Consider the following 15382-nt stretch of genomic DNA (forward strand, 5'->3'; position numbering starts at 1 on the left):
GTTCCGTCACGCGGGGGGCCAGCGGCCAGTGATCATCTCGGTCATCTCGTTCACCCAGGTGTCGTCGAGGGCGGCGTCCCGGCGGATCAAGATGCGGAAAATCGCGGTCCCCGCGACCACCTCCACGAGCATGGGTAATTGGTCGTCGTCGCGACGCTCCTGACCGAAGCGAGACTCGAATGCGGTCAGATTCCCGGCCAATCGCGCGATCATCATGTTGTGCAATTCCGGGTCGGCAACGGTGTCGGCGATCAGACCCGGCAATGCCGATCGCACCTCAGGCCGGTCGAAGATGACCCGGATCGTCTCGACCAGAACCCTGATTTCATTGCGGATATCTCCCGAATCGTCCGGCATGGAAATCGTTTCGGCAGAAAGTACTGCCTCGTGGACAAGTTGCGCCTTGCCCGACCATCGCCGGTAGATGGCAGCGGTGGTGGTCCCGGCGCGCGCGGCGATCGCCGACAACGACAACGCGGAATAGCCCGTCTCGAGAATCAATTCGCGGGTGGCGGCAATGATCGAGGCATCAATCCTGGTGTCGCGCGGCCGTCCCGGCGACGGCTGCGCAGACCTCTTGCCATCCTTTGGGCTTTCTGCTGTCATGACTTCATCGTAATTCCAATACGGTCTGCATCGTATTTGAGGGAGTGCCTGTGAACTTGAGTCCGCTCGACGAGTATCCGATCCATCAGGCACCTCTGCCGTTGACGTGGCCGACCACGTCTGATCGAAACTTCTACGACCGGTCGTATTTCAACGTGCTCGATCGGGAGGGCCGCTTCATGGCGCTCACCGGAGTCGGCTACTACCCGCGCCTCGGCGTGAAAGACGCCTACTTCGTCATCCGCCGCGGCGATATGCAGACCGCGCTTCACCTCAGCGACGCCATCGACGAGGACCGCTTTCACCAGAACGTCAACGGCTACTGTCTCGAAGTCATCGAGCCACTGCAGCAGCTGCACCTGACACTGGCACAGACCGAGGGTATTTCCGCAGACCTCACCTGGCGCGGGCTGTTTCCTGCTGCGCTGGAGAAGCCGCACGAGATGCTCACCGAGCGGCGAGTGACCTTACAGGCGTGTCGCTTCGCCCAGGTCGGGTCCTGGGAGGGGTGGATCGATGTCGACGGCGAACGGCTCGAAGTCAGTCATGACACCAGCGTGGCGAGCCGTGACCGATCGTGGGGGATCAGACCTGTCGGTGAGGCCGAGCCAACCGGTCGGCCAGACGCTTCGTTTGCCGGAATGTGGTGGCTCTACCTACCCCTGGCCTTCGACGACTATCAACTCTTCTTGATCCTGCAAGAGGATTCCGACGGCCGCCGCAGCCTCTACGACTGCACGCGCCGCTGGCGGGACGGGCGCGTCGAACAACTCGACGGAGTGCGCGCCACCATCGACTACCAGACCGGAACCAGGATTCCCCGGGGCGCCCATGTCGAGTTCATGAACCGTGCAGGGGACCGAATTCAGCTAGATGTCGAATCGAAGTTGTTCGCGCCTATTGCATTCGGGTCGGGGTACGGAGGCGACTCCTCGTGGGCACACGGCAGCTGGAAGGGCGGCCCCTTCGCCGAACGCGTCAGCTTCGACCTCACGGACCCGGAGGTGATGGCCCGAGCGCCCTTCAGTCTCATCGACCACGTCGGCAAAGCTGTGTGCACTGAAGCCGACGGGACGGTCTGCGAAGGTGCGGGCTTGTTCGAGCACGGCGTGATCGGCCCGCACCACCCGTCGGGCTTCTCCGACTGGACAGACGTCGCGGATCGGGCGCCGCTGCAGTGAAGATCATGACAGCCCTGTTCGGGCCCACGGATGCCGTCGAACGCGCGCAAGTGCTCAAGGAAGCCGGTGCATCCGGTGTATTCACCTTCGAGGGACCGTTCGACGTGTTCACACCTCTGGTGTTGGCGTCGTCGGTCAAAGGTCTCGACGTGATGTCGAACGTCGCGATCGCATTCCCCCGCAATCCAATTCAACTTGCGCACCAGGCCAACGATCTGCAACTGCTCAGCGAGGGGCGCTTCATCCTGGGTCTGGGCACACAGGTGCGGGCACAGATCGAGAAGCGCTACGGCACACAGTTCGATCATCCGGTCGCGCGAATGAAGGAATTGGTGGGGGCGTTGCGCGCGATCTTCGCGACGTGGAATGAGGGGCAGCGACTGGACTTCCGCGGTGAGTTCTACCGCCATACCTTGATGACACCGACCTTCGTGCCCGGGCCGAACCCGTTCGGTCCGCCGCCGATCTATCTCGGCGCGCTCGGGCCTCGGCTGACCAAAGCCACCGCAGAAGTGGCCGACGGTCTGTTGGTGATGCCTTTCGGATCGAAGCGGTTCCTGCACGAGACGACGCTGCCGGCCGTTCGCGACGGGCTGGCGGCTGCCGGCCGCAGCGAGGACGACTTCGAGGTGGTTCCCGAGGTCATCGTGTCGGTGGGTACCGGACGGGACGACGACCATGCCTCAACCCGGATGCTGCTGGCGTTCTACGGCTCCACCCCGGCCTACCGGCCGGTGCTCGACGCCCACGGCTGGGGCGATCTGCAACCCGCACTCAACGCGATGTCCAAGCAGGGCCGCTGGCGGGAGATGGCCTCGTTGATCGACGACGACATACTGCACACCATCGCTGCGTGCGGAACCCCGAAAGAGGTCGCCGCGCACATCCGTGATCGCGTCGACGGTGTGTCGGACCGGATTTGTCTGTATCAACCGGGTCCTATCGAGGTCGAGGCGCTCGCCGAAATCGTCGACGCATTGGGGGGATCATCATGCCCTTGACCGCAATCGAATTCGACGAGGTCACCGATGACCGCTACGGCGGCAAAGCGGCCGGACTCGCGCAGTTGCGCCGCCTCGGACTTCCGGTACCGGTGGGATTCGTCATTGCTGATGCTCCCGAGTGGGTCAGCATCGATGATGTGGGGGAATGGTTCTCGCGCATGGCCGCAGTCGGTGCTGTACCAGTGGCCGTCAGGTCCTCGGCAGTCGGGGAAGACGGCGGCGACCAGTCATTCGCCGGACAATACGACACCGTGCTGGGCGTGAACTCCGTCGATGACTTCGCCGCGGCCGTGCAGAGGTGCGCTGCCTCCGTGCGTTCGCGACGCGCCGCGGCCTACAGCGGGCAACCCACGGCCACCATGCATCTGGTGGTGCAGCATATGGTGGACGCGCGCGCCGCCGGCGTTGTGTTCACCGCCGATCCGGCGACCGGCAGGCGCGACCTCACGGTGATCGACGCCGTCGCTGGTCTCGGTGAAGCGCTCGTCGACGGTACGGCGTCTTCAGACCACATTGTCCTGGATTCGGACGGTAACCCGGCCGTTCGCGATGTCGGTGAGGTGCCGGTCTTGTCGCCGGACGAGGTCGCCGATATCAGGTCCGGCGCCCTGCGTGCTGCGCAACATTGGTGCAGGCCGATGGATTTCGAGTGGGCGATCGACCGATCCGGCAAACTGTGGTGGCTGCAGGCTCGACCGATCACCACCCTGCCCGGCGATCTGGCCGAGATGGATTCGCCTCTCGCGGGCGCAGACCACGTGTACACGCGCTGCAACATCGGCGAGATGATGCCGGGTGCATTCTGCCCGTTGACCGCATCGGTATCCGGCTTTGCCATCGACTACGCGATGCAGATGACGCAGGTGGTGGCGCGGGCACAGCAGAGCTACGAGAAGCCGTGGCTACAGGTGGGCTACTTCCATGGCCACATGTTTCTGAACCTGACCGAGGGGACAGCTCTGAGCTCTGGACTCCTGGGCAATTCGTTGGAGCAGTTCTCCACTTCGATCTGCGGGCGGGTGGTTGACGAGCTGAAGCCGAAACCCCCGAAACCTTTTGTGCACAGGCTGATCAACACGGTTCGGCTCACCACTTATGCGTTGTCCGCCGGCCCCGCGATTCGGCGCCTCGAAGACCAGATCGCCGAGTTTCACATCCCGACCAGCGACGACCCACGACGCGTGAAGTGTCAGTTGGAATCTGGCGTGCAGCAATATTGCGACATCACGCTGACACATGTGCGGTCGTCATCGCGCGCGGCGGTTGCGGCCAACATTCTCGAAAGCGTCCTGATGAGGAAAGCGGTGAAGAACGGACGAAGCGAGGACGAGGGTCGTGCCGAGGCAACCCGGCTCATGGCCGGAGCCTCCGATGTCGAGAGCGCGATGATGCTCGTGGAGCTCGACTCGGTGGTACGCGCCATAGCCGCCAACGACGGGGCCGCCGAGCAGTTCTTGGCAGCAGAGCCGGGTGTCGCGGTCAACGAGCTGCAGTCCACACGAAGCGCCGACGGCACAGCTTTGCGACAGTTCTTGACCCGTCACGGTCACCGCGGTTACCGCGAGTTGTGCATGCGTGACCCCTCCTGGGCCGAGGATCCTGAAGGGCTGGGCGCGATGATGCAGGTGATGGTCCGTTCGGCGCTCGATCCGGCTCGTCGTGAATCGGCAAGCACCCACGTCGAAGCGCCCAGATCCTTCACCATCAGATTTCTTGCCCGGTTGGCACAGGGCGGCGCACGTGGGCGCGAGGAGACGAAATCGAAGATGGCGCTCATGGCGCATGCGCTCAAATTGGGCTACCGCCACCTCGGTGAGGTGCTCGCCAAGACCGGGCGACTGCCTGACTCGGATCTGGTGTTCTTTTTCGACCGTGCCGAATTGACACGCGTCGTCGGTTCGGAAGACATCACCGGTCTCGTGCAGAGCGCGCTGAAGCGTCGGGAAGCGCTGGCGTTCCAGAACTCTCTCGAGTTCGACGATGTGTCTGTCGGACGACCGACCCCGCTGATCGCCCGGCCTGCGCCAGGTGTCACCGGCGATGAGATCATCGGCCGACCCGCAAGTCGCGGGACTGTGGAAGGTGTTGTGCGGGTCGCAAAATCGATGGTCGATGCGCGCGAGCTGCAGCGGGGAGAGATCCTCGTGACGCCGGTGACGGACGTCGGGTGGACGCCGTACTTCACCGTCATCGCGGCGCTGGTCACCGACATCGGCAGCTCGGTGTCCCACGGCGCTGTGGTGGCCCGCGAATACGGCTTGCCCTGCGTCGTGAACACCTTGGTGGCCACCCAATCGCTCGAGACCGGCGACCGTGTACGCGTGGATGGAGATCGAGGTGTGGTCACCCGTCTCGACCAGTCGTGATTCATACGCTGATCTCGACCGTACACAGGCAGATCGCCATCACTCACGACTGAGCCCGAGTCATCGGCATCACGAATGTTGTTGCATCGGGCGGTCATAGGGTGAGCATGGCGGCAGCAACCTGGTCTGCCGCTGTGTGCGGCAGGGCGGTACCCATGTCGTCGAGGACGAGCAGTCGCGCGGGTTCCCCCGGGTGCACCACACTTTTGCTATACATACGTAGGCCCTGGTCGAGGACGCCGGGGTGTCGCCGGACGGATGGAGACCCATGAGCTCTGCCACGCGAGAAAAATCCGGTTCGTCCCGGCCCCACCCCGCCGACAGTCACGACTGGATCCGTGTACACGGCGCACGCGAGAACAATCTTCGGGACATCAGCCTCGAGATCCCGAAACGGCGGTTGACCGTGTTCACGGGTGTTTCGGGCTCCGGGAAGAGTTCGCTGGTGTTCGCCACGATCGCCGCGGAATCGCAGCGGATGATCAACGAGACCTACAGCGCCTTCGTGCAGGGCTTCATGCCGACCCTGGCGAGACCCGACGTCGACGTGCTCGAGGGCCTGACGACGGCGATCATCGTCGATCAGGAGCGGATGGGTTCCAACCCCCGTTCCACCGTCGGCACCGCGACCGATGCGAACGCCATGCTGCGCATCCTGTTCAGCCGGCTCGGGAAGCCCCATATCGGTTCGCAGCAGGCGTTCTCCTTCAACGTCGCCTCCATCAGCGGAGCCGGAGCGGTCACCGTGGAGAAGTCCGGAAGAACGGTGAAGGAACGCCGGAGTTTCACCGTCACCGGCGGCATGTGCCCGCGCTGCGAAGGCATGGGCAAGGTATCCGACTTCGACCTGACCGCCCTGTACGACGACAGCAAGTCGCTCGAAGAGGGTGCGCTGACCATCCCGGGTTACACCATGGACGGCTGGTACGGGCGCATATACCGCGGGTGCGGATTCTTCGATCCCGGCAAACCGATCGCGAAGTTCACGAAGAAGCAACTGAACGATCTGCTCTACAAGGAACCGACGCGGATCAAGGTCGATGGCATCAACGTGACGTTCGAAGGGCTGATCCCGAAGATCCAGAAGTCGTTCCTGTCCAAGGACAGAGAAGCGATGCAGCCGCACATCCGGGCGTTCGTCGACCGCGCGATCACCTTTCAGACGTGCCCCGAATGTCACGGCACGCGGCTCAACGAGGGGGCTCGATCGTCGAAGATCGACGGGATCAGCATTGCCGATGCGTGTGCGATGCAGATCAGCGATCTCGCCGAGTGGGTTCGCGGGCTCGACGAGCCGTCGGTGGCGCCGCTCCTGAAGTCGCTGGGCGACACACTCGATTCCTTCGTCGGGATCGGCCTGGGATACCTCGCCCTCGACCGCTCCGCGGGCACGCTGTCCGGCGGTGAGGCTCAGCGCACCAAGCTGATTCGTCACCTCGGCTCGTCGCTCACCGATGTCACCTACGTCTTCGACGAACCGACGATCGGTTTGCACCCGCACGACATCGCACGGATGAACGACCTGCTGCTGCAACTGCGCGACAAGGGCAACACCGTACTGGTCGTCGAGCACAAACCGGAGGCGATCGCGATCGCCGACCATGTCGTCGATCTCGGCCCCCGCGCCGGCACAGAAGGCGGCAAGATCGTGTTCGAGGGCACCGTGGAGGAGTTGCGCTCGAGCGGCACCCTCACCGGGAACCATTTCGACGACCGCGCGTCGCTGAAACCGTCCGTCCGTACCTCGACGGGGGCCCTCGAGGTGCGCGGTGCCGACACCCACAACCTCCGCAACGTCGACGTCGATATACCTCTCGGAGTGCTCGTCGTGGTGACCGGCGTCGCCGGATCGGGGAAGAGTTCACTGATCAGCGGTTCGATCGCTCCCCGCGACGGGGTCGTCTCGATCGACCAGGGCGCGATCAAGGGTTCGCGCCGGAGCAACCCCGCGACCTACACCGGACTGCTCGAACCGATCCGTAAGGCGTTCGCCAAGGCGAACGGCGTCAAGCCGAGTCTGTTCAGCGCCAATTCCGAAGGGGCATGCCCGAACTGCAACGGCGCCGGAGTCGTGTACTCGGACCTGGCGATGATGGCCGGAGTGGCGGCACCGTGCGAGGTGTGCGACGGCAAGCGGTTCATGGCGGAAGTGCTCGAGTACAAGTTCGGTGGCAAGGACATCGACGAGGTGCTCACGATGTCGGTCGCGCAGGCCGAGGAGTTCTTCGGCGGTGGCGCGAACGGTTCGTCGCTCCCGGCAGCGCACAAGGTTCTGAGGCGTCTCGCGGACGTCGGTCTCGGCTACATCAAGATCGGTCAGCCGCTCACCACGCTGTCCGGCGGTGAACGCCAGCGACTCAAGCTCGCGACCCACATGGGCGAGAAGGGCGATGTCTACATCCTGGACGAGCCCACGTCGGGCCTGCACCTCGCCGATGTCGAGAACTTGCTCGGCCTGCTCGACAGGCTCGTGGACTCCGGTAAATCGGTCGTGGTCATCGAGCATCACCAGGCGGTGATGGCCCACGCCGACTGGATCATCGATCTCGGTCCCGGTGCAGGCCACGACGGCGGCCGAATCGTCTTCGAGGGCACACCACGCGAACTCGTCGACGACCGCTCGACGCTCACCGGCAAGCACCTTGCCGAGTACGTCGGTGCGTGAGACCGGCTGCGAGGTCTTTGCATCTGCCGCCGCGACGAGGACAGGACATACTCGGACCATGACTCTCCCGCTGCGCGATGTCTACGCCGAGCCCACGCTTGCCGACGTGATGCCGTCGGTACTCGCGTCCGCGGGGGTTCCCGGTGAACGCAACCGCCTCGGCCTCACTGACAGCGCGCACACGGTCGTCCTGCTGGTCGACGGTATGGGATGGGAACTGTTGCAGCGCAACAGGAAAGCAGCGCCGTATCTTACCGATCTTCCCGGACGGCCGATCCGTGCCGGATTCCCCACCACGACCGCGGCGAGCATCGCCTCGCTCGGCACCGGATTGCCGTCCGGGCGCCACGGCATCACCGGATACCAGTCGTACGTCGAGGAAGCCGAGGCCGCCGTCAACTGGCTGAGCTGGACAGCGGCGGGGACCTCCTTCGATCAACGCGACACGCTCGTGCCCGAACAGGTCCAGCCCCATCCCACGGCTTTCGAACGCGGAGACGCTGCGGGCCTGGCCGTCACGACCGTCGTTCCCAGGGCATTCGACGGCAGCGGTCTGACCCGGGCGGTCCTGCGTGGTGGCAGATTCGTCGGGGTGTCCGCCTACGGTGACCTGTTGGCGGAGGTCGTTGCGGCAGCACGCTCCGGCGAGCGGAACCTCGTGTACTGCTATCTCTCGGAGGTGGACACGCTCGGCCACGTCTACGGGCCCGAATCCCGGGCGTGGCTCGCGCAACTGGCCGTGGTGGACCGCTTCGTCGAACAGCTCGCCGCCGCATTGCCGGACGGAACCCGGTTGCTCGTCACGGCAGACCACGGGATGGTCGATTCCTCTCGTGGCCGCCGAGTCGATTTCGACCACCATCCCGGTCTCGAGGAAGACGTCGACGTGGTCGCCGGTGAGCCGCGGTGCCGGCACATTCACACGGGGCGCGTGGACCGGGTCCTGGAACGGTGGGCGAACGAACTCGGCGACGACTTCTGGGTGGGCACCCGCGACGAAGTGCTGTCGGCGGGACTGTTCGGACCCGGCCCGGACCCTTCCGTCACCGGCCGCATCGGGGACATCGTCGTGATCGGCCGTGACGAGGCGACGGTGATCCGTTCCCACGGCGAGCGGACGCTCTCCGCGCTGCCCGGCCAGCACGGCGCACTCACCGCTGAAGAACTTCTCGTACCTCTTCTCCAGCTCCGGTAACGCCGCCGCACTCGGGCGGCGTGCCACTTACTGTGTTCTCATGCGCACTTCCGCTCCGGTCACGTGGCACGAACGCACGAGCAGGATCGCATTGATCGTCCTGTGGGTTGCCAGAATTCTGTTCAAGCCCGTCCTCACCCTCTGGCCCAGCAACGATTTCGGCATCTCTGTGCTCGGGCGGCTGTCCTGGCTCGTCGACAAGGTCACTCCCACACCGAGAAATGTCCAGGTCACGGAGACCGAGCTGGGTGGTGTCCCGGCGGAGCAGATCATGTCGCCGAAACCCGTGGACGATCCGCTCGAAAACGCCACCATTCTGTACTTCCACGGCGGTGGATTCATCTTCTGCGGGCCGTCCACCCATCGGCAACTGTGCGTCCAATTGGCGCTCGAATCGGGCGCCCCGGTGTACTCGATGGACTACCGGCAGGTGCCGGTAGTCCCTATTGCGGGATCGGTGCAGGACGCGATGAGCGCGTACGAGGCACTGCTCCGCATCGCAGACGACCCGACGCGGATTGTCGTCGGAGGAGACTCCGCCGGTGGATACCTGGCTGCGAAGGTGGCCGAGATCGCGGCACGCCGCGGACTTCAGCGGCCCGCGGCGGTCATCGGGTATTCGCCACTGCTGAATCTCGATCTCGACGATCACGACCGGGCCTACATGGTCAGGGATGCGTATCTCCCGATCAAGGCGCTCGACAAGCTACGTCCTCGGTGGATCGGGGAGGACGCGATCGAGGGCGAAATGAACCCGGTCGACGCCGACCCCGCACTGTTTCCGCCGATGTTTCTCTGCGCCGCCGAATACGAACTCACCCGCCCCGACGTCGAGACCATGACGTACCGCCTCGCCGAGGCGGGTCGCGTGGTCGAAACCCACCTGTGGCGCGGGCAGGTCCATGCGTGGCCGGTTCTTGCGCGCGCATTGCCCGAAGCCCAGGCACTCATCACGCTGAGCATCGCGTTCGCTCGCCGCGCCGTCGTGGCGATGGGCGACGGCCGCGCCGCCTGAACGCAAGCTAGGGCTTCGTCTTCAGGAGGCGTGGCTGCAACCATTCGACGAGATCACCGAGCACACGATCGTTCTCGGGTTCGTTGAACACCTCGTGGAACAGCCCGTCGTACAACTTCGACGTCAGATCCGCGGATCCGGCATGGTCGGCGACCACGCGTGCCCCCGCGGGGTCGGCCAGTGTGTCGGCGGAGCCGTGCAGCACGAGCAGCGGCAACGTCAGGCCGGGCAGACGCTCCGCGACACTCTCCTCGTTGAGCACGAGGACCCGCGCGAGGCCGGCGGGCACCAAACCGTGATGCACGAGCGGATCCGCGTCGTACGCGGCGACCACGGCGGGATCGCGTGAAACCGCTGCGCTGTCGAGTTTCTGCACCGGCACACCCGGCAGAACGCGACCGATCAGCTTTCCGAGTTCCACGACGAGCTTCGGCGTGCCGGAAGTGACCACGAGCGCCGGTCCGGACAGCACCAGCGCGGTGAGGCTGTCCTGGTGATCGAGCGCGTACGCGAGAGCGATCGCACCACCCATGGAATGGCCGAGGAGGAACGTCGGCAGGCCGGGATGGGCCGCGGTCGCGATGTCGAACAGTGCGTCGAGGTCGTCGGTGAAGTCGTTCATGGTGCGCGCGTGCAGTCGCTTGCCGCCGGATCGGCCGTGTCCTCGATGGTCCGGTGCATAGACCACGATGCCGAGTTCGGTGAGCCGTTCGGCGACGTGGTCGTAGCGACGCGCATGCTCACCGAGGCCGTGCGCCAGGACGAGCAGCGCGGTGGGTTCACCGTCCGGCGACCACACGTCGTACACGATTCGAGTGCCGTTTCCACCGGTGAACGAGGACTCGAGGTGCTGCATGGGGTCTCCTGCCGGAAGGTCGACGTCGGGGCCATCGCATCCTTGCACGTGTGTGGCTCGCGTCTCGGGACTCGCCACGGACGAATCGGAGTTACCGGTCGGGAAGTAATCCGATTGACGCCCTGTTGTGCGTCGGTACCCTGGATGTCGTGATCCAGGAACTCCTCTTCCACTGACGCCCGCCGGCCCGCCCCTTCCCTCGCCCGCGCGACGGGAATCGGAGAAGCGGGCCGTTGCCTGTGTCCCTCGGCCGCTGACCCGGCCGTTCGTCGGAATCCGGGTGACTCCACCCCACCACAGTGGGGACGAGGTGTCCGGTATGCGGAGGAAAAATGACCACCACAATCACACTGCCTCGCCGTTCGCGCGCGCAACTCGGAGCGCTCGACGTGCACATCGCCCGCGGCGGCCACCCCGTCCTGCAAGGCGTCGACCTCGCTGTCTCACCCGGTTCCCGGATCGGCGTGGTCGGTGAGAACGGACAGGGAAAGTCCACGTTGCTGCATATTCTCGCGGGCAGCCTCGAGCCCGATTCCGGATCCGTTCGACGATTCGGGTCGCTCGGCGTCGCCGAGCAGGAGATGACGGTCAGCGGCGGTCGCACGGTCGGTGACCTCATCGACACCGAACTCGCCGCGGCCCGTGCAGCCCTGCGCGCGCTGGACGACAGTGCCGTCGGGCTGTCCGAGGGCAGGTCGGCTGCTGCGGAGACCTACGCGAAGGCACTCGAGGCAGCCGAGCAACTGGAGGCCTGGGACGCCGATCGCCGCGTCGATGCGGCCCTGGAGGCACTCGGCGCCGTGACCGATCGGTCCCGGCTCCTGTCCGAGATGTCCGTGGGGCAGCGCTACCGCGTGCGCCTCGCAGCCCTGCTCGGCGCGGAACACGACTTCCTTCTCCTGGACGAGCCCACCAACCACCTCGACGCCGACGGTCTCGACTACCTCACCGAGCGACTGCAACAGACCCGCAGCGGTCTCGTCCTCGTCAGCCACGACCGGGCCCTGCTGTCCGATGTCGCGACTTCGATCCTCGACCTGAACCCGAGCCGGGACGGGCGCCCCCGCCTCTACGGCGGCGGCTACGCCGGTTATCGCGAGGGACGAAAGGCCGAATATGCGCGATGGGTCGAGGAATACAACCGGCAGGAGGCCGAGCGTGCCCGGCTCACCGGCGAGCTCGAGCACGCCCGGGACAGGCTGGTCGACGGTTGGCGACCGGACAAGGGAACGGGAAAACACCAGCGCGCGACCCGCGCTCCCGGCCTGGTGCGGTCCGTCCACCGCCGGCAGGACGCGCTCGACGAGCAGGAGATCACGACGCCTGTTCCTCCGCTGCGGTTCACGATGCCTTCGCTCGGCGCCGAACTCGACTTGCTCGAGCCCGACGCGCCGCTGATCCGGGCGGAGAAGATTGCGGTCGCGGGCCGGCTCGACCGGTCGGTGTCGCTCGCGGTGCTCGCCGGGTCGCGGCTGATGGTGACGGGACCGAACGGTGCCGGGAAGTCGACACTCCTTGCCGTGCTGGCACAGACGATCGAGCCGACGTCGGGAACGCTGGTCGTGGACCCGGTGGTCAGGGTCGGGCGACTCGCGCAGGAGTCGGCACCGCCGTCGGGCAAGCGGGTACGCGAGGTGTACGACACCCACATCGGACTCCTCACCGCCCACGGTGTGGTGCCCGAGGACCGGACCGTGCCCCTGCAGGATCTCGGTCTGCTCGACGAGCGGGATCTCGACAAGCGGGTGCGGGATCTGTCGATGGGCCAGCAGCGGCGCCTCGACCTCGCGATGATGCTCGCGACCCGGCCCCACGTTCTGCTGCTCGACGAGCCGACGAACCATCTGTCGATCACCCTCGTGGACGAGATGACCGAGGCCCTGGAGGTCACCGACGCCGCTGTGGTGCTCGCGACCCATGATCGTCAGCTTCGCAGGGACGTTGCGGGGTGGAAGCATCTGAACCTGACGGTGAACCGGGGGGACCGCGAGGTCGCGTGACCGGCGTCAGTTCCCGGAATCGCGTACGGCGGCCGGAGGGGTGGGCGCCGTGGGCACGATCGAGTGGGCCAGCGCCTGAACGAGAAATTCGAGTTCCGGTGTCGGTGTCGCCCCGCTCCGCAGGACACCGCACACCGGCACACGCAGCCGATGGTCGGTCTCGCGCATGAACTTCAGGCCCTTGTGCGGTGTCTCGGCGGCGGTGCCCGCGTAGAGGACCGTCCATGCACGCGGGTTGGTGATGACCTCGAGGGTGGCGGTGTGGTCGCTGGCGATCGGGGGACCGAGCCGGACGCGGCGACCGACCTCGACGAACGCGTCCTCGATCACACGGTGCAGCAGAACCTGGTTGTTCCGGGGTGGCAACAACAACGGATAGTGCGCGAGTTCTCCGATGTCCACGGTGGAGAAGGCGGACAACGGGTGTCTCGTCGAGGTGACGATGACGAGATCTTCGATCCCGAGACGTATCGCCTCGAGGCCGGGCCGGTCCACGTCGCCGCGAATCAGGGCGAGGTCGGCTTCGCCGGACGCGACAGCGTTGACCCGATCGGTGAAGTCCTTGATGACGAATTCGACGTCGAGGTTGGGGTGGCGTTCGCGTACGCGGGAGATGGCGTCGAGACTCTGGGACGCGAAACTCATGTTCGCCGTGATCCGGATACTTCCCCGCGGCTCGTGCCCGACTTCGAGCGCGCGGGCCTCGAGGCTCAGCACCTCGGCGGCGATGGGCATCAGCCGTACCCCCGCCGGGGTGAGCTTGACCGAGCGCGTCGAGCGCTCGAACAGCTTCGCGCCCACCTCCTGCTCGAGTTTCGCGATCTGGTGACTGATCGCCGACTGGGAGATGAAGCATCGTTCGGCTGCCCGCGAGAAGCTCGTCTCTTCTCCCACGGCGAGGAAGTACCGCAGTTGCCGGAAGTCCATCACGTCCCTACTTATGAGCAGAACAGATAACAGTTCCCCGAATATCCCAGGTTACTGGATACCGGAGGGGTCGGAAACCTAGGTTGGACTAATACATGAACTCGAGTGGAGGTATCGCTAGCGTGGGTGGGACAGGAAAGGAAGAGGCGAACATCGTCGACCGGACAGAGGTTGTCATCGTCGGTTCCGGCTTCGGAGCACTGGCAACGGCGAAGAAACTCGCGAAGGCCGGCAAGCCGTTCGTCCTCATCTCGGAGACCACCGAGCATCTGTTCCAGCCGCTGCTCTACCAGGTGGCGACGGGCGTCATCTCGCCCGGCGAGATCGCACCGTCCGTCCGCGCGATCCTCGCGAAGTACCCGCAGGCCGATGTGCGGCTGGGCCGGGTCGTCGACGTTGATCCGGATACCAACAGCGTCGTCTACGAGGCCGGCGGCATTCGGCACACCCTCGGGTACGACCACCTCGTCGCCGCGACCGGTGCCCGCCAGGCGTACTTCGGCCGCGACGAGTTCGCCGACCTGACGTATGCGCTCAAGACCGTCGACGATGCCGAGCGGCTGCGCCGCCAGATCGTCCGCTGCTTCGAGGAGGCGCACACGACCTCCGATCCGGAGCACCGGAAGAATCTGCTCAGCTTCATCGTCGTCGGGGCAGGGCCCACCGGAGTCGAGCTTGCCGGCCAGATCAAGGAACTCGCACAGCGTTACTTCGCGGACGCGATCCACAACATCACCGCGGACGACGTCACCGTCACGCTCGTCGAAGGTGCCGACAAGGTGCTCCCGCCGTTCGGCGGCAAGCTGAGCGAGTACTCGAAGGAATCGCTCGAAAAAGCCGGTGTCGAGGTTGTGCTCAACACCCTCGTGACCGACATCGACGAGCACGGCGCGACCCTGTCCACGCCGACCACCGAGGAATCGCGTCGTCTCACGGCCGAGACGATCATCTGGTCCGCCGGCATCCAGGCCAACGACTTCGCCGCTGTGCTCGCCGAGCGCACGCGCTGCGAGACGGTCCGCGGAGGACGGCTCGTGGTCGACGAGGACTTCACGGTGGGTAGCGCCGACAACATCTACGCCATCGGCGACATGGTCACGCTCGACAATCTGCCGGCGCAGTCGCCGTTCGCCATGCAGGGCGGCCGGCACGTCGCCAAGATGATCCTGGGCAAGATCCCGGCCGGCACGCCCTTCAAGTACAAGGACAAGGGCAGCATGGCGATCATCAACCGCTTCCGCGCCATCACGCGGGTCGGGAAGATCGAACTCACCGGGTTCATCGCGTGGGTGTTGTGGCTTGCCGTGCACCTCGTGTACCTCGTGGGCTTCCGCAATCGCTATATCGCGGTGATGTCGTGGTGCGGATCCTTCCTGGGCCACCGCCGTCCGCACTTCTACTACGCGCAGGAACCCACGCCGGTCGCTGCTCCTCCGGAGCCGGTATCTGCGTCGGCGGACGAGGCAGGCACAGAACCGGTGCGCGTGTCCGCGTAGGGACCCAGGAACGCGTCGTCTTCAGGACCCCGGCCGTCGTCACGGCCGGGGTTCTGGCGACTTGTGAGCCG

12 protein-coding genes are annotated in these 15382 nt (G+C 65.4%); 8 read left to right on the top strand and 4 right to left on the bottom strand.

Going from position 1 to position 15382, the window contains the following annotated elements; all coding sequences use genetic code 11:
• Nucleotides 1–6: 6 nt before the first annotated feature.
• The gene (locus ACFWU2_RS02215) at nucleotides 7–606 is read right to left on the bottom strand and encodes a TetR-like C-terminal domain-containing protein (protein ID WP_378599578.1); all 600 of its coding nucleotides are present in this window, start codon (nucleotides 604–606) and stop codon (nucleotides 7–9) included.
• Between the two features lie 44 nt (nucleotides 607–650).
• Here ACFWU2_RS02215 and ACFWU2_RS02220 point away from each other — a divergent pair, with 44 nt between their 5' ends.
• The 3 genes from ACFWU2_RS02220 to ACFWU2_RS02230 are packed head-to-tail and all read left to right on the top strand — an operon-like array spanning nucleotide 651 to nucleotide 5157.
• Nucleotides 651–1787, top strand: a complete 1137-nt coding sequence (locus ACFWU2_RS02220; RefSeq protein WP_378599581.1) for a hypothetical protein — start codon at nucleotides 651–653, stop codon at nucleotides 1785–1787.
• A complete protein-coding gene (locus ACFWU2_RS02225; RefSeq protein WP_378599584.1) occupies nucleotides 1784–2788 on the top strand; it encodes a TIGR03617 family F420-dependent LLM class oxidoreductase in 1005 nt (334 codons plus the stop codon). Before ACFWU2_RS02220 ends, ACFWU2_RS02225 begins: the two co-directional genes overlap by 4 nt.
• On the top strand, nucleotides 2779–5157 hold the full coding sequence (locus ACFWU2_RS02230; protein ID WP_378599587.1) for a PEP/pyruvate-binding domain-containing protein: 2379 nt from the start codon (nucleotides 2779–2781) through the stop codon (nucleotides 5155–5157). The genes ACFWU2_RS02225 and ACFWU2_RS02230 overlap by 10 nt, the downstream gene beginning before the upstream one ends.
• 94 nt (nucleotides 5158–5251) lie before the next feature.
• Here ACFWU2_RS02230 and ACFWU2_RS02235 read toward each other — a convergent pair whose 3' ends face one another.
• Entirely contained in the window at nucleotides 5252–5374 is a 123-nt protein-coding gene (locus ACFWU2_RS02235) for a hypothetical protein (RefSeq protein WP_378599590.1), read from the bottom strand.
• 51 nt (nucleotides 5375–5425) lie between these two features.
• On the opposite strand from ACFWU2_RS02235, the gene ACFWU2_RS02240 reads away from it, so the two are divergent.
• From ACFWU2_RS02240 to ACFWU2_RS02250, 3 genes are read left to right on the top strand one after another with little or no spacing between them, the layout of a single operon-like run.
• Nucleotides 5426–7822, top strand: coding sequence for an ATP-binding cassette domain-containing protein (locus ACFWU2_RS02240; protein WP_378599594.1), 2397 nt, complete (start codon nucleotides 5426–5428; stop codon nucleotides 7820–7822).
• Nucleotides 7823–7880: 58 nt separating this feature from the next.
• Nucleotides 7881–9017: an alkaline phosphatase family protein gene (locus ACFWU2_RS02245; protein WP_378599597.1), complete on the top strand. Its 1137-nt coding sequence runs from the start codon at nucleotides 7881–7883 to the stop codon at nucleotides 9015–9017.
• Nucleotides 9018–9057: 40 nt separating this feature from the next.
• Nucleotides 9058–10032, top strand: coding sequence for an alpha/beta hydrolase (locus ACFWU2_RS02250; protein ID WP_378599600.1), 975 nt, complete (start codon nucleotides 9058–9060; stop codon nucleotides 10030–10032).
• A gap of 7 nt (nucleotides 10033–10039) precedes the next feature.
• Here ACFWU2_RS02250 and ACFWU2_RS02255 read toward each other — a convergent pair whose 3' ends face one another.
• Nucleotides 10040–10888 (bottom strand): alpha/beta hydrolase, encoded by an 849-nt coding sequence (locus ACFWU2_RS02255; RefSeq protein ID WP_378599603.1) that lies wholly within the window; start codon nucleotides 10886–10888, stop codon nucleotides 10040–10042.
• A gap of 332 nt (nucleotides 10889–11220) precedes the next feature.
• Here ACFWU2_RS02255 and ACFWU2_RS02260 point away from each other — a divergent pair, with 332 nt between their 5' ends.
• Nucleotides 11221–12888 (top strand): ABC-F family ATP-binding cassette domain-containing protein, encoded by a 1668-nt coding sequence (locus tag ACFWU2_RS02260; RefSeq protein WP_378599607.1) that lies wholly within the window; start codon nucleotides 11221–11223, stop codon nucleotides 12886–12888.
• Nucleotides 12889–12894: 6 nt separating this feature from the next.
• Here ACFWU2_RS02260 and ACFWU2_RS02265 read toward each other — a convergent pair whose 3' ends face one another.
• Nucleotides 12895–13815: a LysR substrate-binding domain-containing protein gene (locus tag ACFWU2_RS02265; RefSeq protein WP_378600244.1), complete on the bottom strand. Its 921-nt coding sequence runs from the start codon at nucleotides 13813–13815 to the stop codon at nucleotides 12895–12897.
• A 95-nt stretch (nucleotides 13816–13910) separates the two neighbouring features.
• Between ACFWU2_RS02265 and ACFWU2_RS02270 the strand changes: the two genes are divergently transcribed.
• A complete protein-coding gene (locus ACFWU2_RS02270) occupies nucleotides 13911–15311 on the top strand; it encodes an NAD(P)/FAD-dependent oxidoreductase (protein WP_378599609.1) in 1401 nt (466 codons plus the stop codon).
• Nucleotides 15312–15382: the final 71 nt, after the last annotated feature.

Source organism: Rhodococcus sp. NPDC058639, from assembly GCF_042717545.1.
Classification (GTDB): domain Bacteria; phylum Actinomycetota; class Actinomycetes; order Mycobacteriales; family Mycobacteriaceae; genus Rhodococcus.